Consider the following 26,400-nt stretch of genomic DNA (forward strand, 5'->3'; position numbering starts at 1 on the left):
TACACTTACGTGCACACTCTTTCCCTACACGACGCTCTTCCGATCTATGGATTTCCTTTTGCGGGAATGCGGGCAGGAGCATCCCTTCCTGTAGGAGCCTGTGTGGTGCCCATGTCTCTTGCAGATAACGTGGTCAGGCTTCATGAAATACTGTATGCGGAAGAGAATTATGAACCATCTGCAGAACTGAAGAGCTTCAGCGCCCAGATTGAAGCTGACACGAAAGACAGATTACAGAATTAGGAGTGTGCAGGCAGGAAGAATGGCAACAATTAAGGAAATAGCAGACAGACTTGGAGTATCGATCAGTACAGTGTCAAAAGGGCTTAATGGAGCAACAGACGTCAGTATCGAACTGCGGCAGACAATTCTGGATACAGCGGTAGAGATGGGTTATGTGACAAAGCGGATGAAAAAGGAAGAACACAGAAAGCTTTGTCTGTTCATAGAAAATATGAAATATGAAGCTGCCGGTGACTTTGGATATGATATAGTGCTTGGCTTCCGGCAGGCGGCATTCAGAGATAACTGGCGCGTGGAGGTGCTTCCTGTTACACCGGGATTCCAGGCACAGGAAAAATATGATACGTTTATGCTCAAAAATGGGTATTCAGGCGCTTTCCTGGTAGGCTTCGCCCTGCAGGATCCCTGGATGGAGCAGCTGCAGGATACTGGGATCGCAACAGCACTGTTTGATAACTTTGTCTGGAAGAATCCCAATGTAGCATATATTGGAACTGACAGCTTTGAAGGAATAGATACGGCAATCCTGCATCTGCAGGAGCTGGGACATAAGAAGATTGCTTTCCTGAACGGTTCCCTGCATTCCATGATCACGGAATGCAGACAGGAGGCCTTTTATGACAGTATGGAAGCGCATGGACTGAAAGTAGATCCGGAGATGGTAGCAAATGGTTATTATGTAGCAGAATCTGCCAAGGATTTTGTGCCGGCCTTTGTGGAAAGAGGAGCTACAGCTATTGTATGCGGTAATGATCTGCTCGCTTATGGTGTGCTGAAGGAATGTGAGAGGCTGCATAAGAGGGTGCCGGAGGATATCAGTGTGATCGGTTTCGATGATCTGCCAATGTCAGCAGTAACAGCACCGCCTCTTACCACGATCCGTCAGGAAAGGGCAGAGCTTGGAAAATGTGGTTATATGGCATTGCATTCCCTGATGAATCATGTGTCTATCAGTAAGACACTTTTACGTCCAGCATTTATCAAAAGAAAATCTACTGCAAAAGCTGTTGACAGATAGGGGTGTTTTAGATATAATGAATTTCGGTGGTCTTGAGAACCACAGAAATAGGGGCATAGTTCAACGGTAGAACAGCGGTCTCCAAAACCGTCGATGTGGGTTCGATTCCTACTGCCCCTGCTTGAAAAACCTGGTAAATACCAGGTTTTTTTGTTTTTATTTTCTGAAAGCGAAAAAATACGAAAAAATAAAAGACATAAGAAGAGAAAGATAGTATAATACAGGTAATGACGGATTCGGATATTTAAATATGCAGGAGGGAAAATACCAGTATGAAGAAAGCTCAAAGACAGGAAGACCGTATGCAGAGGGGAGCCGGGATCCTGCTGTCAATTACCAGCCTGCCTTCTTTGCATGGGATCGGCACCATCGGAAGGGAAGCTTATGATTTTGTAGATCTTCTTGCAGAGATGAAACAGAGCTACTGGCAGGAAGCTGACAGAGGCCATAGAGGAGACACTTGGGAAAAACAGGGTGATCGCAGAGGATCTTGGGGTACTGGTACCGGCGGTGAAGAAGCTTCTGAAGAAGACCGGATGGCCGGGAATGCGGGTGCTTTTGTTTGCCTTTGACGGAAATCCCCATAATGAACATCTTCCCTACAATTACGAGAGCCAGAATGAGGTTGTCTATACCGGAACCCATGATAATGAAACTGTAGCCGGATATTTTGCACAGAAGACACAGAAGGAGCTGGAATTTGCGTACCGCTATCTGGAGATCTATGAAAGAAGGCAGATCCCGGATGCATTGATCAGGGAAGCGTACCGGAGCAGTGCAGATATTGTGATCATTTCCCTGCAGGATCTGCTTGGACTGTCAAATGAAGCCAGAATGAATTTCCCGTCCACCATAGGGAAAAACTGGTGGTTCCTGAACCGGTTTCCATGGAGGATAATTATCGTACCTATTATGAGGTCTTTGTATATTCTTTTTATGATGGAAATGGGGACGGGATCGGAGATCTGAAGGGACTGACAAAGAAGCTTGACTATATTAATGATGGAGATCCGGTGACGATGGATGATCTTGGATGCAACGGGATCTGGCTGATGCCAGTCATGCCTTCTAAAACCTATCACAAATATGATACGACTGATTATTATAGTATTGATCCGGAATATGGCACCATGGAGGATTTTGAAGCCTTTCTTTCAGCCTGCAGGGAGCGTGGGATCAAGGTGATCATGGATCTGGCACTGAACCATACTTCTTCAGAGCATCCCTGGTTTCAGGAGGCGTGCAGCTATCTGAAAGAACTGGGAGACGGAGAGCCGGATCCGGGCGAGTGCCCGTATGTGTTATATTACAATTTCTCCAAAGAGAAAAAGAGCGGCTTCAGTCCGGTGAAGGGAAGTGATATCTGGTATTATGAAGCACAGTTCTGGGATGGCATGCCGGATTTAAATCTCTACAACGAAGAACTCAGGGCAGAAATTGAGAAGATAGCAGACTTCTGGCTTGCTAAAGGAGTGGGCGGCTTCCGGCTGGATGCAGCGAAGGAGTATGTGACGGGAGCGGATGGCTCTAATATAGAGATCCTTTCCTGGTTTAATGATGTGGTGAAGGAGAAATATCCGGATGCTTATCTGGTGGCAGAGGTCTTTTCTGATATGGCTGTTTATGAAAAGTATTATGACAGCGGCATTGACAGCCTGTTTGATTTTGATTTTGCCAACAAGGATGGTATCATTGCAAAGGTGGTAAAGGGAAATACGCCGGCATCCTTTTACAGCCAGAGACTACAGGAGATCGAAGGAATCTTTTCTGCACATAATAAGGATTATATCGATGCACCCTTTTATACGAACCATGATATGGGACGGAGTGCTGGATACTATGCAGGAGAAGGCTCAGAAGCACAGACCAAGCTTGCAGGTGCCATGAATCTGATGATGAGCGGCAGTGCCTTTATCTATTACGGGGAAGAGCTTGGCATGAAAGGCTCCGGTAAGGATGAAAATAAGAGGGCACCCATGTATTTTTCCAGTGATCCATCTGCGGAGGGGATGTGCAGAGGACCGTCAGACATGGATGATTTTGAAATGAAATTTGGAAGCTATGAAGAACAGAAGGATGATCCTTCTTCAGTTTACCAGTATTATAAAAAGGCAGTCTATTACCGGAATCTGTATCCGGAGATCCGGAAGGGAACAGTAAATGATCTGCCGGAGTATGATTCAGACAGCGTGGCAGCCTTTACCAAAACATGGGAGGAGCTGCAGCTTCATGTATTGATCAATGTATCAGGAGAAACACAGACACTGGCACTTCAGGAAAATCTGCAGGAGGCAGCACTGGAAAACGGGCTGTATACAGGAGAAGAGGAAGCAGACCTGACAGAAGGAAATCTGACCATACCACCTTATGGGATCGTATTCCTGCGGAGTGGAATGAAATGAAAAAATGAAACATAATGGCAATGCAGCCGGAAGGTTCTAAGCATTGCCATTTATTCGTGCATACAGCAAACAAAAATCCCTGAGAGAAACTCTCAGGGATTTCTGTTGTGTAAAAGGGGAATTCTTCCGGAATTGCTAATTAGCTCGAACTGACTTCCGTAATCAGTTCGATTATTATTATATTGCTTGAATCAAGTAAATTCTACAATTATATTGAGAAAAAATAAAAATATATTAGCATGATAATAAAAAGCTTGTCGAAAAAGGTGGAAAAAAGAGTATTTTCTTTATTTTCAACGTGTATTTCTGTTATTTTTATGATAAGATAACTCATAGATGTAGAAATTTGCAGTTTTAAGGAGCAGTTTGTGATGACAGAAGAGAAGGAAAACCTGTACAGACAGGAAAAAATACAGAAATATACTGCAATTTTTAAAAATCTGTTTCGATATATTCCATGGCTGAAAGAAAAGCAGGGGCAGAGTACCTCCCATATTTATGAGAATGAAGAACTGAACCGTTCTTCCATGCCGGTAAGAGTATATGATTCCACGCTGCTTTCCCTTGTAAAGGAACTGAATGCCACGGGACTGATGGACAGGAATTACGTTTATACTTTTTCAAGGAATATGCTTCGTACAGTGCAGGATGAAAAAAGATGGATCGCCTCTGCACAGCTAAAAAACATAGAGGATGTATTTGCCATTATGGCGAAGTATGTACTTGGTGGCATGACCAGGGGGAATCTTTGGACAGATGCCATAGAAAATGGTATTTTTCTGGAAGCACTTCTGAAGATCAGAGAGCTTCTGGAAGTACATGACAGACCGCTTGCATAGGAGCTGTTACTGGTATGGGAGAGAAGTCACTTCAGAAGAAAAAATACATACTGGAGAAGGCCAGAGAGGTCTTTATGGAAAAGGGCTACAAGAATGTAACGATGAAGGATATTGTTGATGCCTGTGAGATCAGCCGCGGAGGTCTGTATCTGTATTTCCCGGGAACCAGGGAGCTTTTTCTGGAAGTATTGAAAGCAGAGCAGGAGGATTCGGGCAGTGAGTTCGAACAGAAGATTGGCAAGGATTTTGGCCCGGCAGATATTCTGGCATTGTTTCTGAAGGAACAGAAAAGAGAGCTTCTGACGAAAAAGGGGACTCTGCAGAAGGCCTGCTATGAATTTTTCTTTGAAGAGAATGATTACAGCAGGGAAAATCTTCTGAAGAAGCAGTTCGATGCGGCAGTCATGGTGATCCAGAGACTGATAGAGGAAGGCGTGGAGATCGGAGAATTTTGCTGTGAGGAACCAAGAAGGGCAGCCAGTAATATTATGTACGTACTGGAGGGTCTCAAGGTTGCAGCAAATACCCGGGGAGTGACAGAAGCTGCTGTGGATCGGGAAATTATGTATATGATGCAGAATTTGGTGGCAGAAGAATAGAGAAAAGCTTCAAGGCTTCAGATGCCCTGAAGCTTTTCTTTTTGGGAAAGGACAGGAAATATGATCAGGGAAATCATAGCAGCACAGCTTCCGGTAGGGGAAAAGCTGCGGATCGTAAAAAACAGGATAGAGGGAAAAGACCCGGATTCTGGAAGGATTGCTATCGTATCCGGTATTCACGGAGATGAATTTGAAGGACAGTATGTGATCTATGAAATGGTAAGAAGGCTGCAGGAGCATCCGGAATGTCTGCATGGGAGTGTGGATCTGTATCCGGCACTGAATCCGCTTGGCATGGATATGGCAGTCAGGGAGCTGCCTGGACTTCATATGGATATGAACCGGATATTCCCGGGAAATGAGAACGGGACTGCACTTGAAAAAGTGGCAGCAGCTATTGTAGGAGATATAGCAGGAGCGGATCTTTGCCTGGATATTCATGCCAGTAATATTTTTGTACGTGAGATCCCGCAGGTGCGGATCAGTGAGGAATTTGCAGAAAGGGTGCTTCCCTATGCGCAGCTTATGAATGTGGATATGGTATGGACCAATGCTGCAGAAACAGTACATGAAGCAACACTGGCACATTCATTGAACCTGCTGGGAGTCCCTTCCTTTGTTGTCGAAATGGGAGTAGGAACAAGAATCAGCCGGCATTTTGGAAATCAGGTGACAGATGGTATTTTTCATCTGATGAAGCATATTGGGATGTGGAGCGGAGAACTGAAAGGTAAGATCCAGCAGCCGGTGCTTTCCACAGACGGAGAGGTTGAATTTATCAGATCCGGTTCGACAGGGGTTTTTCTGCCGGAGATCGAACATAATCATTTCGTAAAAAAGGGAGACAAGCTGGGTGAGGTGATCGATCCTTTGCGGGGAGAGGTGCTGGAGGAGATCCTGGCACAGAGAAGCGGGCTGGTATTTACACTCCGGGAGTACCCGTTTGTCCGGGAGGGGGCATTGCTCCTCCGGATCCTGACGGGAATAGACCATGATGAATGAGGTTAATGAACGATGTTTACAGAAAATATCTATACGGTGACTTCTCCATACAGGGAAGATATGATCATAAAGGGCTACAGCTTTGGAAAGGGTGATGAGGCTGCCTGTATCCTTGGATCCGAAAGAGGAAATGAGGTGCAGCAGATGTATATCTGCTCCCAATTGGTAAAAGCCCTGAAGGAACTGGAGGCAAATGGCTGTGTCAGTGCAGGAAAGAAAATACTGGTGATACCGGTGATCAATTCCCTTGGGATGAATGTTGGTGAAAAGTTTTTCGGGGTGGAAAACCAGGATATCAACAGAAGGTTTCCGGGAAGAAAGACAGGAGACAGCGCAGACCGGCTGGCAGAAGGGATCTTCAGTAAGATTCGCAATTACACCTATGGGATCCAGCTGACAAGCTTTTATATGGCGGGGGAGTTTGTCCCGCATGTCAGAATGATGGAGACCGGCTTTCAGAATACTTCACTTGCCAATCTTTTCGGACTGCCTTATGCTATGGTGCGGAAGCCGACTCCGATTGATACGAAGACACTGAACTATAATTGGCAGAATGAGATGACAGCAGCGTTTTCCCTTTACACAAACAGGACAGATACGATAGATGAAAAGAGTGCAGGGCAGGCAGTGGCAGCAGTACTGCGGTTCCTGACAAGAATGGGGATCATCCGTTACGAAAGCCACAGCGGCTATATCAGTCATGTGATCCTTGAGCAGGATCTGACAGATGTACATACGATGTCAGGCGGTATTTTTAAGGGGCTGGTAAGTCCCGGAGAGGATGTCCGGTATGGACACAGGATGGCAGAGATCATAGATCCTTATGAAGGATATGTGAAGGAAACGATCCTTGCCCCGACAGATGGTATCGTATTTTTTGCCCATACAGATCCGCTTGTCACAGAAGGAGACATTGTTTTTCAGCTGATCCACAGACTTCATGAGTGAGGAAGAAGTATCCGAGAATAATTTGCAGAATCCGTTGCAAAAAAGACAGGATTCGATATAATGTAAATGATATGCGCACAAAAACTAGTACAATTCATCAACGGAGGAAATGAATTCACATGGGAAATGTAAGACGTATCTACGTGGAAAAGAAACCGCCCTTTGCTGTCAAGGCGAAGGAATTAAAGGAAGAGATCGTAGGCTACCTTGGCATTACGGGAGTGAAGGAGGTAAGAGAGTTCATTCGGTATGATGTGGAGAATATCTCAGATCAGATTTTCGAAGAAGCATGCAGAACCGTATTTTCCGAACCGCCGGTTGATATTTTGTACAGAGAAAATATAGAGATCCCAGCAGATGGAAAGGTATTCAGTGTGGAATTCCTGCCAGGACAGTTTGACCAGAGAGCAGATTCCGCAGTACAGTGTGTGAAGTTCTTAAAGGAAGATGAGGAACCGATCATCAGGACTGCAGTAACCTATCTTTTAACCGGAGATATCAGCGGGGAAGAATTTGGGAAGATCAAAGCGTACTGTATCAACCCTGTGGATTCCAGGGAGACCGGCATGGAGAAGCCGGATACCCTGGTAAGTGAGTATGAAGAGCCTGCAGATGTTATTATCTTTGACGGTTTCTGTGAAATGGACAGAGACAGCCTTAAGGAGCTGTATGATTCCCTGTCCCTTGCCATGACGTTCAAGGATTTTTTGCATATCCAGAATTATTACAAGACAGAGGAACACAGAAATCCCACGATGACAGAGATCAGAGTACTTGATACCTACTGGTCAGATCACTGCCGTCATACCACATTTTCAACAGAATTGAAGAATATTGAGTTTGAGGATGGCTATTACAGAGCTCCCCTTGAAACAACCTATGAAAGCTATCTGGATACACGTAAGGAGATCTTTGAAGGCAGAAGTGACAAATTTGTCTGTCTGATGGATCTGGCACTGATGGCTATGCGTAAGCTGAAGAAGGACGGCAAGCTGCAGGATATGGAAGAATCTGATGAGATCAATGCCTGCTCTGTAGTCGTACCTGTGGAAATTGATTATGGGGAAGGACCTGTGACTGAAGAGTGGCTGGTGTTCTTCAAGAATGAGACACATAATCATCCTACCGAGATCGAGCCCTTTGGTGGGGCAGCTACCTGCCTTGGCGGTGCAATCCGTGATCCTCTTTCAGGAAGAGGCTATGTATATCAGGCCATGCGTGTAACAGGTGCGGCAGATCCTACGGTTCCGGTTTCTGAAACACTGAAGGGCAAGCTTTCACAGAAGAAGCTGGTCAGAGGTGCAGCAAGCGGATATTCTTCCTATGGTAACCAGATCGGTCTTGCAACCGGCTATGTAAAGGAGATCTATCATCCTGATTATGTTGCTAAAAGAATGGAGATCGGTGCTGTCATGGGTGCTGCTCCCCGGAAGAATGTGATACGTGAAAATTCTGATCCGGATGATGTGATCATCCTGCTTGGCGGAAGAACAGGACGTGATGGCTGCGGTGGTGCAACCGGTTCCTCCAAGGTGCATACAGAAACCTCCATTGAGACCTGCGGTGCAGAGGTACAGAAGGGAAACGCACCTACAGAGCGTAAGATCCAGAGGCTGTTCCGCCGTGGGGAAGTAAGCAGTATCATTAAGAAATGTAATGACTTTGGTGCAGGCGGTGTTTCTGTCGCCATCGGTGAACTGGCTGACGGTCTTGTGGTAGATCTTGACAAAGTACCTAAGAAATATGCCGGACTGGACGGAACAGAGCTTGCCATTTCTGAATCCCAGGAAAGAATGGCAGTTGTGGTATCCCCAGATAAGGTCGAGGAGTTCCTTGGCTATGCGGCTGAAGAGAATCTGGAGGCAGTTCCCGTAGCAGTCGTAACAAAGGAGCCAAGACTGGTACTGAAATGGAGAGGCAGAGAGATCGTCAATATTGCGAGAGCCTTCCTTGATACAAACGGTGCCCACCAGGAAACTGATGTGGTAGTGAATATTCCCTCAAAGGAAGACAATTATCTGAAGAAAACAGCTCTTCCTGCTGTAGCCAGGGCACTGGAAGAGGGTGATATTAAGACAGCTTTTGAAGAAACCTTAAGGGATCTGAACGTGTGCTCCCAGAAGGGACTTGTGGAAATGTTTGACTCTTCTATCGGAGCTGCCAGTGTGCTGATGCCCTATGGTGGTAAATATCAGCTGACAGAAACACAGGTCATGGTAGCCAAGCTTCCTTCCCTGAAGGGCAAGACAGATACCGTTACCATGATGAGTTACGGCTTTGATCCTTATCTTTCTTCATGGAGTCCTTACCACGGTGCAGTGTATGCAGTGACACAGTCCCTTGCAAAGATCGTGGCAGGAGGCGGAGATTACAGCAAGGTCCGCTTTACCTTCCAGGAATATTTCCGCAGGATGACTGCAGACCCTGAGCGTTGGAGCCAGCCCTTTGCAGCACTGCTTGGTGCCTATGATGCACAGATCGGATATGGACTTCCCTCTATCGGCGGCAAGGACAGTATGTCTGGTACCTTTAACGATATTGATGTACCGCCTACATTGGTGTCCTTTGCAGTGGATGTGGCTAAGAATAAAGAGATCATCACGCCGGAATTAAAACAGGCGGGAGACGTACTGGTACAGCTCTGGTTTGATAAAGATGAATATGATATTCCTGTATATGCACATGTAATGGAAATGTTCAGTTTTATTACAGAGCTGATGAGAGAAGGAAAAGTAAAGGCTGCCTATGCACTTGACAGTGCAGGACTTGTTGCCGGTGTCAGCAAGATGGCCTTTGGTAATAAGCTTGGTGTTTCCTACTCAGAAGATATTAAGGAAGGCGATCTTTTTGAAAACTGTCTTGGTGATATCGTGCTGGAAATGTCAGAAGAGGATGCAAAGGCACTGGATGCTGAGGATCTGAACTACAGGATCGTAGCGAAAGTAACAGAAGAGCCGGTATTTACTTATAAGGATGTGAAGCTGACGGTAGAGGAAGCGCTTGCTGATTGGAAGGCACCACTTGATAAGGTATTTCCTTATAAGGCAGAAAAGGGAACAGATAAGGTGGCTTCAGAACCTTATCATACAGACAGTATTTATGTATGTAAAAATAAAGTAGCAAAGCCGACTGTATTTATCCCGGTATTTCCCGGAACCAACTGCGAATATGACAGTGCAAGGGCATTTGAAAGAGCCGGTGCGAAGGTGATCACCAGAGTATTCCGCAATCTTTCCGCAGAAGATATCCGTTCTTCTGTAGAAGCCTTTGAAAGGGATATTGACAAGGCACAGATCATCATGTTCCCCGGTGGTTTTTCAGCCGGTGATGAACCGGATGGAAGTGCCAAGTTCTTTGCAACAGCTTTCCAGAATGCAAAGATCAAAGAAGCGGTTATGAGGCTTCTGAATGAGAGGGATGGTCTTGCACTTGGTATCTGTAACGGATTCCAGGCACTGATCAAGCTGGGATTGGTTCCCTATGGTGAGATTACCGGTCAGAAGGAGGATTCCCCGACACTGACCTTCAATACCATTAACCGTCACATTTCCAAGATGGTTTATACCAGAGTGGTATCTGACAAGTCACCCTGGCTGCAGGGTGCAGAAAACGGTGGTGTTTATGTGACTCCAGCCTCTCACGGAGAGGGACGCTTCGTAGCACCGAAGGAGTGGATCGACAAGCTCTTTGCAAATGGCCAGGTAGCGACCCAGTACTGTGATCCGGAAGGCAATGTTTCCATGGATGAAGAGTGGAATGTCAACGGTTCCTATGCAGCCATAGAGGGTATCACCTCGCCGGACGGCAGATGCTTTGGTAAGATGGCACATGTAGAGAGAAGAGATAAAGGTGTTGCCATTAATATTTACGGAGAGCAGGATCTGAAGATCTTTGAATCCGGTGTTCACTATTTCAAATAAAAGAATGGAAAATGGCCTCGCAGAATTGTTTTCTGCGGGGCTTTTTTGAGAAAATATTTTAGCTGAAAGTATGAAAAATGTCAGTTGAAGCAGGGGAAACCTTATGCTATAATAAATCGATTATGGATTTTTGGACAAAGGAAGGGAGACGGATACTTATATGAAGGCATTTTTAATCCTGGAAGACGGCACCGTTTTTGAAGGAACGCATATCGGCGCAGTCAGGGAAGTGATCAGTGAAATAGTATTCAATACATCAATGGCGGGGTATCTGGAGGTTCTGACAGATCCTTCGTATGCCGGTCAGGCAGTGTGCATGACGTATCCTCTGATTGGAAATTACGGGGTATGCCTGGAAGACATGGAATCAGTACAGGCATGGCCGGATGGATTTATTGTCAGGGAATTATCAAGGATCCCCAGTAATTTCCGAAAGGATATCACGATTCAGGAATTCCTGGAGCAGCAGAATATTCCCGGTATTGCAGGAATTGATACCAGAGCCCTTACGAAGATCCTCCGTGAAAAGGGTACTATGAATGGCATGATCACTACAGATGAAGCCTATGACCTTAACACAGTTCTCCCTAGGTTAAAAGAATATACCACCGGCAAGGTAGTGGAAAAGGTAACCTGCAAGGAAAAATATGTGATCAAAGGATCCAGAGATCTTGCAGAAAACGGAGCGATTTCCGGAAGCGCCAGATTTGATAAGGAAGCTTATGAAGCCGGCGAAAGAGAAATGCGCCCCAGTATCGTAAAGGAATTAAACGGTATTGGCAAGAAGGTAGCCCTTCTTGATCTTGGCGCCAAGAAGAATATCGCACACTCCCTGGCACAGCGTGGCTGTGATGTGACCGTATATCCGGCACTGACCAGTGCAGAGGAGATCCTGAATGACCATCCGGACGGCATTATGCTGAGCAACGGCCCGGGAGACCCCAAGGAATGTACCTCTATTATTAAAGAAATTAAAAAGCTGTATGATTCAGATGTGCCGATCTTTGCAATCTGCCTCGGACATCAGCTCATGGCGCTGGCTACCGGAGCCGATACCTTCAAGATGAAGTACGGACATCGTGGCGGTAACCATCCTGTGAAGGATCTGGAGACCGGAAGAGTATATATTTCTTCTCAGAACCACGGCTATGTAGTAGATATGGACAAGCTGGATCCTGCTGTGGCAGTACCCGCTTTTATCAATGTAAATGATGGAACCAATGAAGGATTAAAATATACGGGAAAGAACATCTTCACCGTACAGTATCATCCGGAGGCATGCCCGGGTCCTCAGGATTCCGGCTATCTGTTTGACAGATTTATCAAGATGATGGAGGTTAACAAAGATGCCTAAGAATCCTAATGTAAAGCGAGTTATGGTAATCGGCTCCGGCCCTATTGTGATTGGTCAGGCAGCAGAGTTTGACTATGCAGGAACCCAGGCCTGTCGTTCCCTGAAGGAAGAGGGTATAGAGGTAATCCTGGTCAATTCCAACCCGGCAACGATCATGACAGATAAGGATATTGCAGATAAGGTTTATATTGAGCCTTTAACAGCACGTGTCCTCGAGCAGATCATTGAAAAAGAAAAACCGGACAGCATCCTGCCTACGCTTGGCGGACAGGCCGGACTGAATCTTGGTATGGAGCTTGCAGAAAGCGGGTTCCTTGCTTCCCATGGGGTAAAGCTCCTCGGAACTACAGCAGCTACCATCAAGAAGGCGGAGGACCGTCAGGAATTCAAGGATACCATGGAAAAGATCGGAGAGCCCTGTGCGGCATCCAAGGTTGTTGAGAGTGTGGAGGATGGTGTTGCCTTCACAAAGACCATCGGTTATCCGGTAGTACTGCGTCCTGCCTATACTCTTGGCGGAAGCGGCGGTGGAATCGCCCATAATCAGGCAGAGCTGGAGACCATTCTGGAGAACGGACTGCGTCTTTCCAGAGTAGGACAGGTGCTGGTAGAAAGATGTATCGCAGGCTGGAAAGAAATCGAATACGAAGTAATGCGTGACAGCGCAGGAAACTGCATCACCGTCTGCAATATGGAAAATATCGACCCGGTTGGTGTCCATACCGGAGACAGTATCGTAGTGGCGCCCTCCCAGACCCTTTCTGACAAGGAATACCAGATGCTCAGAACCGCAGCCCTCAATATCATTGATGAGCTGCAGATCACCGGTGGATGTAATGTGCAGTTTGCCCTGCATCCGACCAGCTTTGAGTACTGTGTTATCGAGGTAAACCCCAGAGTAAGCCGTTCTTCTGCTCTTGCAAGTAAGGCAACCGGTTATCCGATCGCCAAGGTGGCAGCGAAGATCGCCCTCGGTTATACATTGGATGAGATCAAGAATGCAATTACAGGAAAGACCTATGCAAGCTTTGAGCCTACACTGGATTATTGTGTAGTGAAGCTGCCGAGACTTCCTTTTGACAAGTTTATTACAGCAAAGAGAACACTGACCACACAGATGAAGGCTACCGGAGAGGTTATGAGTATCTGCCATAACTTTGAAGGAGCCCTGATGAAGGCTATCCGTTCCCTGGAGCAGCATGTGGACTGTCTGCTCAGCTATGATTTTTCTGCCCTGAACAGGGAAGAGCTGCTGGAGCGGCTGAAGATCGTAGACGATCAGAGAATTTACGTGATCGCAGAGGCGCTCCGTAAGGGGATCGATTATGATGCCATCCATGAGGTCACTATGATCGATGAGTGGTTCATTGACAAGCTGGCAATCCTGGTAGAGATGGAAAATGCCCTGAAGGAGGGCCCGCTTACTGTAGATCTCCTGAAGGAAGCCAAGAGGCTGGAGTTCCCGGATAATGTCATCAGCAGACTGACCGGCAGACCGGAAGAAGAGATCAAAAAGCTGCGTTATGATAATGGCATCGTAGCAGTTTACAAGATGGTAGATACCTGTGCAGCCGAGTTTGAGGCAAGCACACCTTACTATTATTCAGTATATGGCGGTGAGAATGAAGCCGTAGAGACCAACCCGAAGAAGAAGGTGCTGGTACTTGGCTCAGGACCAATCCGTATCGGACAGGGTATTGAGTTTGACTACTGTTCTGTCCATGCTACCTGGGCCTTTGCAAAGGCCGGCTATGAAACAGTGATCATTAATAACAATCCGGAAACAGTAAGTACAGACTTTGATATCGCGGATAAGCTGTATTTTGAACCTCTGACACCGGAAGATGTGGAAAGTATCGTCAATTTGGAAAAGCCGGATGGAGCTGTTGTACAGTTTGGTGGACAGACAGCGATCAAGCTGACAGAAAGCCTGATGAAGATGGGAGTTCCGATCCTGGGAACCAAGGCAGAGGATGTAGATGCGGCAGAGGACAGAGAGCTGTTTGACAAGATCCTTGAGCAGACAGAGATCCCAAGAGCTGCAGGTGGTACAGTTTATACTGCAGAGGAGGCCAAGGCGGTAGCCAACAGGCTGGGTTATCCTGTACTGGTAAGACCTTCTTACGTGCTTGGCGGACAGGGCATGCAGATAGCCATTTCCGATGAAGAAATAGAAGAATTTATGAACATTATCAACCGGATCGCACAGGATCACCCGATCCTGGTAGATAAGTATCTGCAGGGCAAGGAGATCGAGGTTGATGCGGTATGTGATGGAGAAGATATCCTGATTCCAGGTATCATGGAGCATATTGAAAGAACAGGTGTCCATTCCGGTGACAGTATTTCTGTATATCCGGCACCGACCATTACAGCTGCAGTGAAGGAAAAGATTGCAGAGTACACCAGAAGACTGGCAAAGGCACTGCATGTAAAGGGACTCATCAATATCCAGTTTATTGCGATCGGTGAGGATGTTTATGTTATCGAGGTTAACCCCAGATCCTCCCGTACCGTTCCTTATATCAGCAAGGTAACCGGTATTCCTATCGTGGATCTGGCTACAGAGGTCATCATTGGCAAGACGATCAGAGAGCTTGGCTATGAGCCGGGACTGCAGCCTGAGGCAGATTACTTCGCTATCAAGATGCCGGTATTCTCCTTCGAGAAGATCCGTGGAGCAGAGATCAGCCTTGGGCCGGAAATGAAGTCTACCGGTGAGTGCCTTGGTATTGCAAAGACGTTTAACGAGGCACTGTATAAGGCATTTCTTGGTGCAGGCGTGGATCTGCCAAAGTACAGGCAGATGATCATCACAGTAAAGGATGCCGACAAGGGAGAGGCTATTGAGATCGGACAGCGTTTCGAGAAGCTTGGTTATACCATTTATGCAACAAGAAGTACCTGTAATGCGTTAAAGGAAGCAGGAGTCCATGCAAGACAGGTCAACAAGATCTCCCAGGAATCCCCGACTGTTATGGATCTGATCCTTGGACATAAGATTGACCTTGTCATTGATACACCGACCCAGGGACGGGATAAGACGAGAGACGGCTTCCTGATCCGTCGTACAGCGATCGAAACCGGTGTCAACTGTATCACTGCCATGGACACGGCAAGGGCACTGGTAACCAGCATGGAGCACAAGATGGATCAGTTTACCCTGATTGATGTGGCTTCCATTAAGAGCAGGGGTCTGAAGGAATAACAGGAGAGGATATGATCGGTAATCTGGAATACTATAAGGTATTTTATTATGCAGCATCATATGGAAGTATAACAAAGGCGGCTGTGGCACTTTCTGTGTCACAGCCTGCTGTAAGCCAGGCAATCAGACAGCTGGAGGAGAGCCTTGGTGCAAAGCTGTTTATCCGTGCATCCCGGGGCATCCGGTTGACTGCAGAGGGAGAACAGCTTTTTTTGTCTGTAAAAAAAGGTTATGAGGAGATTGAAAAGGGAGAGAGGCAGCTTCGTCAGATGCTGGATCTGGAAAGCGGAGAGATAAGAGTGGGAGCCAGTGATATGACGCTCCGGTTTTATCTGCTGCCTTTTCTTGAAAAATACCATGAGAAATATCCGCATATCAAGGTTACAGTGACCAATGCCCCAACACCGGAAACCCGGCAGCTTCTGAAGGAAGACCAGATCGACTTTGGACTGATCACGTCGCCCTTTGAGGAGCAGGAGGAGCAGGAGACTTTTCCGGTGAAGGAGATTGAGGACTGCTTTGTAGCAGGAAGAAAATTTATCCAGTATAAAAATAAGATGCTGGATCTGCAGGAGCTGGAAAAGCTCCCTTTGATCTGTCTTGAAAAAAATACCAGTACCAGGGCATGCATGGATCGGTTTCTCTATCAGAATCATGTGGAAATGCATCCTGAATTTGAACTGGCGACCAGTGACATGATTGTGCAGTTTGCCCTGCGTAATCTGGGGGTAGGCTGTGTGATGAGGGAGTTTGCAAAAGAGCAGCTGGAGTCTGGCAGACTGTTTGAACTGCGGTTTAATAAGATCATACCAAGACGGCATATCTGTGTGCTGAAAGAAAAAAGAAAGCCCCTTTCCAAAGCGGCAGAGGGACTTTTTGAAATGCTTCAGAAGGATTTTTGATCAGGTTTTTCAGCTTCTGGTGCATCTGCAAGGGTATGCTTACCTGTATACTTACCGTAGACCCAGATATAGATCCACAGAAGGATCGGAAGACCGACCGTTGCCATCAGGCAGGCTGCAAAGAGTTGGTCAGAGCCTTCAAAATCCAGAATGGCAAATATAAGAGTCGCCACATACAGGAGAACAAGAAGTACGACACAGATCAGAGCTCCAATCTGTCTGGCACGCCTGGTTTTCGGATTTGTGATTTCATTTTTATGCGCTTGCTTCATGACGCAGTTTCCCTTCTTTTCGTTTTTATACAAAACAAGTATAGCATAGAAAGGACGATTTTGTACAATTTTCTACTCAAAAGTTTCTATTTCCAATGAAGGAGGTATGCTATACTGAAGAACAGAAAATAAATGAACTGGGAGTAAAGAAATGGAAAAACAGATATTAAATGGAAACTGGAATTTAAAAATAAAGGGAAAGGACAGCGGACTGATTCCCGAGAAAGGCATTCCGGTACAGATACCGGGCTCTGTTTACAGTGCCCTTCTTGCGGGAAGCTATATTCCTGATCCCTATTACAGAGATAATGAGCTGCAGGTTCTACCGCTGATGGACAATGACTTCACCTTTTCCGATACCTTCATGGCAGAGAAGAAGGCTGGGGAGTATGACAGCGTGCTTCTCAGGTTTGAAGGAATCGATACACTGGCAGATATTTTCCTGAATGATATATTTCTTGGAAGCACCTGTAATATGCACAGAACCTATGAGTTTGATGTAGCAGAAAGCTTAAGAGAGGGGGAGAATACCCTGCGGGTAGAGCTTCATTCGCCTACCAGATATATCAAGGAAGAAAATGAAAAGGTATATACCGGTGGTTCCTGGGATGCCATGGAAGGCTTTCCACATCTTAGAAAGGCACACTGTATGTTTGGATGGGACTGGGGTCCCAGGCTCCCTGATGCTGGTATTTTCAGAGAGGTTTCCCTGCTGTATATCGCGAAAAGCCGTTTTGATTCTGTGTATATCACGCAGGAGCACGAAGAGGGCAGAGTAACTCTTGACTTTGATGTGGCACTTGAACTGTTTACAGAGGAGGATAACACAAGGATAGAGGTCATTGTAACAGATCCTGAGGGCAGAACCTATGTGCCGGCAGAAGGGGCTGATCCGGAGGATTATCATATCGTTATAACAGATCCGAAGCTCTGGTGGCCGAGAGGCTACGGAGAGCAGCCCCTTTATCAGGTAAAGCTGACTCTGTTTTCTGGGGATGGTGCAGTGCTGGATACCTATGAAAGAAGGATCGGACTCCGTACCCTGACGGTGAATACAGATAAGGATGAATGGGGTGAGTGCTTTGCCCATGAAGTGAATGGCGTGAAGATCTTTGCCATGGGTGCAGACTATATCCCTGAGGATAATCTGTTCTCCAGGATAAACAAAGAAAGAACCAGGAAGCTTCTTTCCGATGCAGCAGCTGTTAATCATAACAGTATCAGGGTCTGGGGCGGCGGTTATTATCCTGACGATTATTTCTTTGATATCTGTGATGAGCTGGGACTTCTGGTATGGCAGGACTTCATGTTTGCCTGTGCCAGCTATGAGCTGGATGATGATTTTGAACGTAATATCACAGCAGAAATCCGGGATAACGTCAGAAGGCTCCGGCATCATGCCTGCCTTGCCCTGTGGTGTGGTAATAACGAAATGGAGACACAGACGTTAGATAAGGCATGGAAGCCCTCCATCAAGCAGAAATACGATTATATCAAGATTTTTGAATATATCATTCCCCATATCCTGCAGGAGGAGGATCCGGTGACCTTTTACTGGCCATCCAGTCCCTCATCAGGTGGAAACTATGATGATCCATGGGATGAAAATCGTGGAGATACCCATTACTGGGCAGTGTGGCATGGCAACAAGCCCTTTACCGATTACAGGAATTACCACTTCCGTTATCTGTCTGAGTTTGGATTCCAGTCCTTTCCATGTATGCAGACAGTAGAGACCTTTACGGAGCCACAGGATCGGAACATTTTCTCCAGGGTGATGGAAATGCACCAGAGAAATACATCAGCCAACGGTAAGATCATGAATTACCTGTCAGCAACCTATCTTTATCCGAAGAATTTTGACCAGCTGTTATATGCTTCCCAGCTCCTGCAGGCAGATGCGATCCGCTATGGGGTGGAGCATTTCCGCAGAAACCGTGGCAGATGTATGGGAGCTGTGGTATGGCAGCTCAATGATATTTGGCCGGTAGCATCCTGGGCAAGCATCGATTACTATGGACGATGGAAGGCGCTGCACTATGCAGAAAAGAGAATGTATGCACCGGTTATGATCTCCTGCGAGGAAACAGGGGAACTCAGTGAAAGACCGTTCTGTGTATCAGAGCCGCATCCTATTTTGGTAAAGGCAAGGCTTCATGTAGCGAATGAGACCATGCAGGAGGTAAAGGGAATTGTGAAATGGAAGGTATGCCTGCCTGACAGCTCTGTGCTTCTTGAGGGGGGACAGGAGCTGACGGTGCCTGCTCTTGACGGTGTATGGCTTGATCAGATCGATCTGGAGGACTTTGAAGAGAGAAAGATCCACATCAGCTATGCCTTTATTGTTAATGGAGAGGTGGTATCTGAAAACAGCTGTCTGTTTACAGCGCCAAAACACTATTTCTTTGAGGATCCCAGGCTTTCAGTAAGGGCAGAAGGAAATAAGGTTACAGTCAGGGCTGAAAAATATGCCAAGAATGTCATGATTGGAAATGCTGATGGAAGCTTAAAGCTTTCTGATAATTTCTTTGATATGGAAGCTGGAGAAAAAACGGTCGAAGTGCTTGAGGGAAATACGGATACCCTTTCTGTCAGATCTGTTTATAATATTGCCTAAATGGCTATTGCTACTACCCAAATAATGTCATTTTGTATGAGAATATTGCATACTCCCGGTTGTTGAACAGCCGGGAGTATGTTACAATTATAAGGGTTATCTTTTGACGAAAGAGGGGTATAGCATGGAAGATTTGTCAAACAAAATGTCGTTTGAGGAAATAGAGCATGTGATAGATATTCTGAATCCATGTGTTGATAATTATCTTTTTGTTCTTAATCTAAAGAATGGGCATTATGTAATATCAGAAAATGCAGTGGACAGATTTCCACTTCCTGCGGCCGATTTTCCTGATTATACAGCTGCTTTTACGAAGGTGGTATATGAAGAGGATCTTGATCTGCTTTCCCAGGATCTTACTGAAATCGTTTCCGGAAAGAAAAGCTTCCATAATCTGCGTTACCGGTGGAAGGACAAGGAGGGAAAGCCGGTCTGGATCAACTGCCGTGGAAATGTACTTGTGGATGAAGAAGGCAGACCGGAACTGATCACCGGCTGTATCAATGAGATCGGCAAGAAACAGCAGGCAGATAATGTCAGCGGACTGCTTGGAGAGACAAGCCTCAGGGCAGAGCTTTCAGAGCTTATTAAGAATGATAAAGGTGTTTTCCTGCGTATAGGTATTGATAACTTCAAGGATATCAATGAGAATAAAGGAATGGAATACGGAGATATGATCCTGCATAAAACAGCAGAATGTATCCGGAGTATAGCAGGATCTGAACGCAGGATCTACCGTCTTGTTGCAGATGAATTTCTGATCTTTGGACAGAACGGAACAGCAGAAAGTGCTGTTGATCTGTACCGTGCGATCCGGGAAGGGATAGATGAACTGATCGAAAAAATCGGATATGATGTATTTTATACGATCTCTGCGGGAATTCTTCCCGTTTCAGCAATACAGGATAGGAGCAGTGAGAATATCCTGAAGCTTTCCGAGTTTGCGCTGGCCGGAGCGAAGGAAGCCGGCAAAAATACATATGTGATCTATAAGGAAGAGGATTATCAGAAGTTTCTTGACAAAAAAGAACTGATTCATACCATGCGTAAGTCTGTAAATCAGAATTTTGAGGGATTCGAAGCTTATTTCCAGCCGATCGTAGATATTAAGAGCCAGAAGCTTGTCAGTGCAGAAACGCTGCTCCGGTTCAGAACGAAGGAAAGAATAGTTTCCCCGGCAGAATTTATTCCTCTGTTAGAAGAGAGCGGACTGATCATTCCGGTGGGACGCTTCGTTCTGCATCAGGCACTGAAGGCATGCGGACAGATCCAGAAATATATTCCGGATTTCCGCATTTCAGTCAATGTATCTTATATTCAGGTACTGAAAAGTGATATGCTGACAGAAATCCTGAGTGCAATCAATATATATAAGATTAAAAGAGGCAGTCTCATCATAGAATTGACAGAAAGCGGATTCCTGGAATGTGATGCCAACTTCAGACGCTTCTGCGATGGACTGAAGAGGAGTGATATACCGCTTGCTCTGGATGATTTCGGAACCGGATATTCCAATTTCCATTACCTGTATAACTTAAGTCCGGATACCATCAAGATTGACAGATCCTTTACTCTCAAGGCATTAAATAACGGATATGAATATAACCTTCTGCAGCATATGGTAGAGATGACGCACAGTATAGATCTGAAGCTCTGTGTGGAGGGAATAGAAACGAAACAGGAGCTGGATAAGATCAGCAGGATAGAGCCTGATTATATCCAGGGATATTTCTTTGGCAGACCGTGTTCGTTCTCTATATTCATGGAGTCTTATGTAACAGGGGAAAGTAAGGAAAAATAATCTGTTATTTTATGTGATTTTTAATGGCTTCAAAGCTTTCCTTACTGATCACATGTTCCATACGGCAGGCATCCTCTGTGGCTGTTTTCTCATCTACACCAAGGCGCATGAGCCAGTTACTGAGAAGCTGATGACGTTCATAGATCATATCAGCAATCTCCTTGCCGGATGGAGTCAGGTAGATATAGCCTTCTTTGGTAACTGTGATGTGATTCTTTTCGCGGAGATTTTTCATGGCAACACTGACACTTGATTTTTTGAAGTCCAGTTCTTCGGCGATATCAACAGCACGTACCACAGGCTTCTGATGACTGAGTACGAGGATAGTTTCAAGATAATTTTCTGCAGATTCATTTACTTTCATATAGTTGAAGCCTTTCTTTCTGAAGGAAACGGTTTATAGTTTAGAGTATAACTGACTTATATTGTAACACATAAAACTGAAATGTGCAAAAATAACAAATCATCAGCAGAAGAGAGTAATGTGGGAATCATTGACAACTCCATGAGGTTAGCGTATACTAACTATGCAAATGTGGAAAGGAGACCAGCTTATGGGAACAATTATTGTAGGAGCAGTTCTTCTTCTGGTTGTCGGTCTTGCAGTCAGAAGTATGATCCGTGACAAAAAGGCAGGAAAATCTCTTCAGTGCGGTGGAGATTGCAAAAACTGTGGTGGACACTGTCATTAGAAAAAAGTTCACCCACCACAAAAGAGAGGGGAACAAAAGAGATGTCAGAGATGCAAAGAAACAACAAAACAGCTATGATCACTCATTTTACGACAGTACTGCTTATCACAGTGCTGATGCTTTTGCAGACTATTGAGGGAAGAAGCAGTGTACTTTATCTGATCGTAATGACTGTGGTTGGATTTATTCCGGTAATAGCAGAATTTATCAGCTACAGCAAAAATAAGGATACAACACTGATCAAGCATCTGGTCTCTATAGGATTTGCCGTATATTATACAGCATGTCTTTTTACCGCGACAAATCATATGATCTTTGCTTTTGTTATTCCAATGGTCTTTGTGGTGACTATTTTCAATGATGTGAGAAATCTTTTACTGATCAATGTCGGAACGGTTCTGGAAACGCTGATCGTTATCGGTGCTGGTGCAAAGCTTCATCGGTTTGGATATGTGGATACTGATACCGGTGTAATGCAGCTTATGGTCATGCTGCTTGTCGCTGTGTATTCTATTATCACTGTGAGAACAATGAAGGCCAATTCGGAAAAGAAGCTGGAAGAGGTCAGGGCATCCGAGGAAAAGGCAGAGAGGCTGCTTGAGGAGGGTCAGGCTCTTTCAGACCAGCTATCAGCAGGTGTTGGTAATATATCAGATAGAATGAATAAATTAACAGAAGCTTCCAGAGCGACCGGGCGAGCCATGGAAGAAGTAAATGCCGGTTCACAGGATACGGCAGAGCATATTCAGGCACAGCAGACACAGACCATGGTGATCCAGGGACAGGTAACAGAAGTGGAAAATACCGTTCTGGCGATCCGTGGGAATATGGATCAGACACTGAAGGCACTGGATCAGGGTAATCATGATATTGAAGAGCTGAAAACAGAGGTAGATATTTCCGTACAGAACGGAACTGAGGTAACTGCGAAGCTGGAAGAACTCGAGCATTATATGGAAGAAATGCATTCCATTGTAGAACTGATCGGAGGAATCACATCTCAGACCAGTCTGCTTGCATTAAATGCCAGCATTGAAGCTGCAAGAGCTGGAGAGGCAGGCCGTGGCTTTTCTGTAGTAGCGACAGAAATTTCCGGCATGGCTACAAGAACAAAGGAAGCAACAGCCAATATTGCTGAACTGATCGGTAATGTGTCATCAGCGATCCAGAATGTTGTCGGTGTGATCACAGAAATGATCAAAGGGATCAATGGACAGAAGGAAGGAACTGACAATGCAGCAAAGCAGTTTGATGCCATCAGAAACAGTACGGTTTCTGTGCAGCAGAGCATTACCCAGCTTGCAGATACGGTGAAGCAGCTGAAGGATTCCAACCAGAACATTGTGGATGCGGTACAGACCATGTCAGCAATCTCGGAGGAGGTTTCTGCGCATGCCGGAGAAACCATGAAGGCAGAGGAAGATAATCAGGTAACCATGAATGAGATATCAGAGATACTGAACGGACTGGTGGATCTGACGAAGGAAGGAAAATAATAAGAAATCTGGCAGCAGGCCGGATCAGGACAGACAAATAGGAGATACTCTTTCGGAGACGGAGGAGTATCTTTTTTGCTATTGAGAAAATATGAACTTGCAATATACCCCATAGGGGTATATAATAAGCTCAAATCAGAGAAGTGAGGAATAGAAAATGGAAGAAGCATGCTGCTGTCATAAAACAAAGAAAAGAGATCCGGAGGAATATAAGGATCTGATCCATCGCCTGAACCGGATCGAGGGACAGATCAGAGGGATTAAGGGCATGATAGAAAGAGATGCCTATTGTACAGATATTCTGACACAGGTAGCGGCAGTAAGTGCTGCATTGAACAGTTTTAATAAGGTTTTGCTGGAAAATCACATGAAAACCTGCGTTGTGAGAGATATTAAGGAAGGAAAAGAAGAAACAGTAGATGAACTGATGAAGATCCTTCAGAAGCTGATGAAGTAGAAGCCTTAGAAGTACAAGTACTAAATTTGAAGAGAGGAGTTATGAGAAAATGAAACAATATACAGTAACAGGGATGAGCTGTGCCGCCTGCAGTGCCAGAGTGGAGAAGGCAGTTTCCAAAGTAGACGGTGTCAGTGCCTGCTCCGTCAGTCTCCTGACAAACTCTATGGGCGTTGAGGGAGATGCAGACAGTGCGTCGGTCATCCGGGCAGTTGAGGAAGCAGGATACGGGGCAGCTCTGAAGGAAGCTGATAGAGAGGCAGGACACAATGCTGAAAGCATCAGGGAGCAGGAAAAGGCACTGGAAGATAAGGAGACACCGAAGCTGAAAAAGAGGCTGTTTTCATCTATTGGCTTTCTGATCGTACTGATGTATTTTTCCATGGGACATATGATGTTTGGCTGGCCTCTGCCGGCATTTTTTGAAGGAAATCATGTGGCTATGGGACTGGTACAGCTTTTGCTGACCATTATGATCATGGTGATCAACCAGAAATTTTTTGTCAGCGGCTTTAAGAGTCTTTTTCACAGAGCACCGAATATGGACACGCTGGTTGCCATGGGAAGCAGCGCTGCCTTCCTGTACAGCACCTATGCACTGTTTGCCATGACAGATGCGCAGGTGAAGGGTGATATGGCCGGTGTCATGAAGTATATGGATGAGTTTTATTTTGAATCTGCAGCCATGATCCTGACACTGATCACAGTAGGAAAGATGCTGGAAGCGCATTCCAAGGGAAAGACTACAGATGCACTGAAGGGTCTGATGAAGCTGGCTCCCCAGAAAGCAGTTCTGCTTATCGGGGGAGAAGAGAAGGAGGTTCCCGTTGATCAGGTGAAAAAGGGAGATCTTTTCCTGGTAAAGCCGGGAGAGAATATACCTGTGGATGGTATTGTAGTGAAGGGAAGCAGCGCTGTCAATGAGGCAGCTCTTACCGGAGAAAGCATCCCGGTGGACAAGGCAGAAGGCGACGAGGTATCTGCAGCTACTATTAATCAGTCCGGTGTTCTTACCTGTGAGGCAGTCAGAGTAGGGGAGGATACGGCTCTTTCCAGGATCATCCAGATGGTCAGCGATGCAGCTGCTACCAAGGCACCGATCGCCAGGATAGCGGATAAGGTCTCGGGTATTTTTGTGCCGGCAGTGATCGCCATTGCTGCTGTCACTTTCCTGGTATGGATCCTGGCAGGGCAGAGCTTTGGATATGCACTTGCAAGAGCCATTTCTGTACTGGTGATCAGCTGTCCCTGTGCCCTTGGACTGGCAACGCCTGTAGCGATCATGGTAGGTAACGGTATGGGTGCCAGAAACGGCATTTTATTTAAGACAGCAGCTTCTCTGGAAGAAACCGGCAAGACAGAAATCGTGGTACTGGATAAGACAGGAACCATTACTAAGGGTGAACCCAGAGTGACCGATATACTGCCGGCAGAAGGTGTGCCAGAGGAACGCCTGCTTACATTTGCTTATTCTCTCGAAAAGAACAGTGAGCATCCGTTGGCAGGAGCAGTCATAGCATACGCTGAGGAAAAGCAACTGAGAGCAGAAGAAGTAACAGGGTTTCAGGCGCTTCCCGGGAACGGTCTTCTTGGAAGGAGCAGAGATGGACTTCTGACTGGAGGAAGCTTTGCCTATATCAGCAGCAAAATTCCTCTTTCAGCAGATACAGAGGAAAAGGTAAAGCAGCTTGCGGGAGAGGGAAAGACACCTCTGCTGTTTGGACTTGATAATCAGTTCCTTGGTATGATCGCTGTTGCAGATGTGGTCAAAGAGGACAGCATGGAAGCAGTGAAGGAGCTGACAGACATGGGAATCCGTGTGATCATGCTGACCGGTGATAATGAAAGAACTGCCAGGGCAGTAGCTGCAAGGGCAGGTATCACGGAGGTGATCGCAGGAGTACTGCCGGATGGCAAGGAACAGGTAGTCCGTTCCCTGAAGGAAGAAGGCAGGGTAGCCATGGCAGGCGATGGTATCAATGATGCACCGGCACTGACGAGGGCGGATGTTGGGATTGCCATTGGGGCTGGAACTGATGTTGCTATTGATGCCGCAGATGTGGTGCTGATGAAGAGCAGCCTGAAGGATATCCCGGCGGCTGTGCGTTTGAGCCGGGCAACTCTCAGGAATATCCATGAGAACCTGTTTTGGGCATTTATTTACAATATTATTGGAATCCCGCTGGCAGCAGGTGTATGGATCCCGCTGTTCCACTGGCAGTTAAATCCCATGTTCGGAGCGGCAGCCATGAGTCTTTCCAGCTTCTGCGTGGTAACCAATGCCCTGCGGCTGAACCTTTTTAAGGTTTATGACAGCAGCCATGACGGGAAGCAGAAGGGCAGAGGAAAGGCGGCAGAAGAAAGCATAAAAAATAAAAATATAGAGAAAGAAGAGGGTAATGAAATGAAGAAAACAATGAAGATCGAAGGCATGATGTGTGGACACTGCGAGGCAGCTGTAAAGAAGGCACTGGAAGCAGTAGATGGTGTGGAGAGTGCACTGGTAAGCCATGAGAAGGGCAGTGCAGAAGTGACACTGACAAAAGAGGTTGCGGATGATGTGCTGAAAAAGGCAGTGGAAGATAAGGATTATAAGGTAACAGCGATCGACTGACACTACTGCAGAAGTT

Annotated in this window: 20 protein-coding genes, 1 tRNA gene and 1 pseudogene; 20 read left to right on the forward strand and 2 right to left on the reverse strand. The window is 46.0% G+C overall.

The window, feature by feature from the left end:
- The 14 genes and pseudogenes from WJQ40_RS11175 to WJQ40_RS11240 all read left to right on the forward strand — a co-directional run.
- Positions 1-243 (forward strand): annotated as a pseudogene (locus WJQ40_RS11175) (hypothetical protein); the annotation flags it as partial.
- A 19-nt stretch (positions 244-262) separates the two neighbouring features.
- Positions 263-1,261 carry a LacI family DNA-binding transcriptional regulator gene (locus WJQ40_RS11180; RefSeq protein WP_262574657.1) on the forward strand — a complete coding sequence of 333 codons (999 nt, stop codon included), beginning with the start codon at positions 263-265 and terminating at the stop codon, positions 1,259-1,261.
- Between the two features lie 49 nt (positions 1,262-1,310).
- Positions 1,311-1,381: transfer RNA gene (locus tag WJQ40_RS11185), tRNA-Trp, on the forward strand.
- Between the two features lie 152 nt (positions 1,382-1,533).
- Complete coding sequence (locus WJQ40_RS11190) at positions 1,534-1,833, forward strand: 4-alpha-glucanotransferase (RefSeq protein ID WP_337540305.1); 300 nt, start codon at positions 1,534-1,536, stop codon at positions 1,831-1,833.
- The gene (locus tag WJQ40_RS11195) at positions 1,736-2,230 is read left to right on the forward strand and encodes a 4-alpha-glucanotransferase (RefSeq protein ID WP_337540308.1); all 495 of its coding nucleotides are present in this window, start codon (positions 1,736-1,738) and stop codon (positions 2,228-2,230) included. The genes WJQ40_RS11190 and WJQ40_RS11195 overlap by 98 nt, the downstream gene beginning before the upstream one ends.
- Positions 2,128-3,663, forward strand: coding sequence for an alpha-amylase family glycosyl hydrolase (locus WJQ40_RS11200; RefSeq protein WP_337540311.1), 1,536 nt, complete (start codon positions 2,128-2,130; stop codon positions 3,661-3,663). The genes WJQ40_RS11195 and WJQ40_RS11200 overlap by 103 nt, the downstream gene beginning before the upstream one ends.
- 371 nt (positions 3,664-4,034) lie before the next feature.
- Positions 4,035-4,502 carry a hypothetical protein gene (locus WJQ40_RS11205; protein ID WP_118798186.1) on the forward strand — a complete coding sequence of 156 codons (468 nt, stop codon included), beginning with the start codon at positions 4,035-4,037 and terminating at the stop codon, positions 4,500-4,502.
- 14 nt (positions 4,503-4,516) lie between these two features.
- Positions 4,517-5,101, forward strand: a complete 585-nt coding sequence (locus tag WJQ40_RS11210; RefSeq protein WP_118798187.1) for a TetR/AcrR family transcriptional regulator — start codon at positions 4,517-4,519, stop codon at positions 5,099-5,101.
- 60 nt (positions 5,102-5,161) lie between these two features.
- The gene (locus WJQ40_RS11215; RefSeq protein ID WP_337540314.1) at positions 5,162-6,103 is read left to right on the forward strand and encodes a M14 family metallopeptidase; all 942 of its coding nucleotides are present in this window, start codon (positions 5,162-5,164) and stop codon (positions 6,101-6,103) included.
- A gap of 12 nt (positions 6,104-6,115) precedes the next feature.
- On the forward strand, positions 6,116-7,051 hold the full coding sequence (locus WJQ40_RS11220; RefSeq protein WP_337540317.1) for a M14 family metallopeptidase: 936 nt from the start codon (positions 6,116-6,118) through the stop codon (positions 7,049-7,051).
- Between the two features lie 119 nt (positions 7,052-7,170).
- Positions 7,171-10,971 (forward strand): phosphoribosylformylglycinamidine synthase, encoded by a 3,801-nt coding sequence (locus tag WJQ40_RS11225; protein ID WP_262574668.1) that lies wholly within the window; start codon positions 7,171-7,173, stop codon positions 10,969-10,971.
- Between the two features lie 160 nt (positions 10,972-11,131).
- Positions 11,132-12,325: a carbamoyl phosphate synthase small subunit gene (locus WJQ40_RS11230; protein WP_118798191.1), complete on the forward strand. Its 1,194-nt coding sequence runs from the start codon at positions 11,132-11,134 to the stop codon at positions 12,323-12,325.
- Entirely contained in the window at positions 12,318-15,533 is a 3,216-nt protein-coding gene (gene carB / locus WJQ40_RS11235) for a carbamoyl-phosphate synthase large subunit (protein ID WP_337540320.1), read from the forward strand. Before WJQ40_RS11230 ends, carB begins: the two co-directional genes overlap by 8 nt.
- An 11-nt stretch (positions 15,534-15,544) precedes the next feature.
- Positions 15,545-16,435, forward strand: a complete 891-nt coding sequence (locus WJQ40_RS11240; protein ID WP_262574672.1) for a LysR family transcriptional regulator — start codon at positions 15,545-15,547, stop codon at positions 16,433-16,435.
- Here the strand turns inward: WJQ40_RS11240 and WJQ40_RS11245 are convergent.
- Positions 16,420-16,707 carry a hypothetical protein gene (locus tag WJQ40_RS11245; RefSeq protein WP_262574673.1) on the reverse strand — a complete coding sequence of 96 codons (288 nt, stop codon included), beginning with the start codon at positions 16,705-16,707 and terminating at the stop codon, positions 16,420-16,422. The two genes, WJQ40_RS11240 and WJQ40_RS11245, sit on opposite strands and share 16 nt — an antisense overlap.
- A gap of 151 nt (positions 16,708-16,858) precedes the next feature.
- Between WJQ40_RS11245 and WJQ40_RS11250 the strand changes: the two genes are divergently transcribed.
- Complete coding sequence (locus WJQ40_RS11250) at positions 16,859-19,324, forward strand: sugar-binding domain-containing protein (RefSeq protein WP_337540323.1); 2,466 nt, start codon at positions 16,859-16,861, stop codon at positions 19,322-19,324.
- Between the two features lie 124 nt (positions 19,325-19,448).
- Positions 19,449-21,125 (forward strand): GGDEF and EAL domain-containing protein, encoded by a 1,677-nt coding sequence (locus WJQ40_RS11255; RefSeq protein WP_337540325.1) that lies wholly within the window; start codon positions 19,449-19,451, stop codon positions 21,123-21,125.
- Positions 21,126-21,129: 4 nt separating this feature from the next.
- On the opposite strand, the gene WJQ40_RS11260 is transcribed toward WJQ40_RS11255, so the two are convergent.
- A complete protein-coding gene (locus tag WJQ40_RS11260) occupies positions 21,130-21,489 on the reverse strand; it encodes a metal-dependent transcriptional regulator (RefSeq protein ID WP_118798196.1) in 360 nt (119 codons plus the stop codon).
- A 190-nt stretch (positions 21,490-21,679) separates the two neighbouring features.
- Between WJQ40_RS11260 and WJQ40_RS11265 the strand changes: the two genes are divergently transcribed.
- From WJQ40_RS11265 to WJQ40_RS11280, 4 genes are all read left to right on the forward strand, one after another.
- Complete coding sequence (locus WJQ40_RS11265) at positions 21,680-21,817, forward strand: FeoB-associated Cys-rich membrane protein (protein WP_118798197.1); 138 nt, start codon at positions 21,680-21,682, stop codon at positions 21,815-21,817.
- A gap of 41 nt (positions 21,818-21,858) precedes the next feature.
- Positions 21,859-23,313 carry a methyl-accepting chemotaxis protein gene (locus tag WJQ40_RS11270; RefSeq protein ID WP_337540327.1) on the forward strand — a complete coding sequence of 485 codons (1,455 nt, stop codon included), beginning with the start codon at positions 21,859-21,861 and terminating at the stop codon, positions 23,311-23,313.
- 157 nt (positions 23,314-23,470) lie between these two features.
- On the forward strand, positions 23,471-23,770 hold the full coding sequence (locus WJQ40_RS11275; protein ID WP_118798199.1) for a metal-sensing transcriptional repressor: 300 nt from the start codon (positions 23,471-23,473) through the stop codon (positions 23,768-23,770).
- 49 nt (positions 23,771-23,819) lie between these two features.
- Positions 23,820-26,384 carry a heavy metal translocating P-type ATPase gene (locus tag WJQ40_RS11280; RefSeq protein ID WP_337540329.1) on the forward strand — a complete coding sequence of 855 codons (2,565 nt, stop codon included), beginning with the start codon at positions 23,820-23,822 and terminating at the stop codon, positions 26,382-26,384.
- Positions 26,385-26,400: the final 16 nt, after the last annotated feature.

It is taken from the genome of Suilimivivens sp. (genome assembly GCF_037359455.1).
Lineage (GTDB): Bacteria > Bacillota > Clostridia > Lachnospirales > Lachnospiraceae > Suilimivivens > Suilimivivens aceti.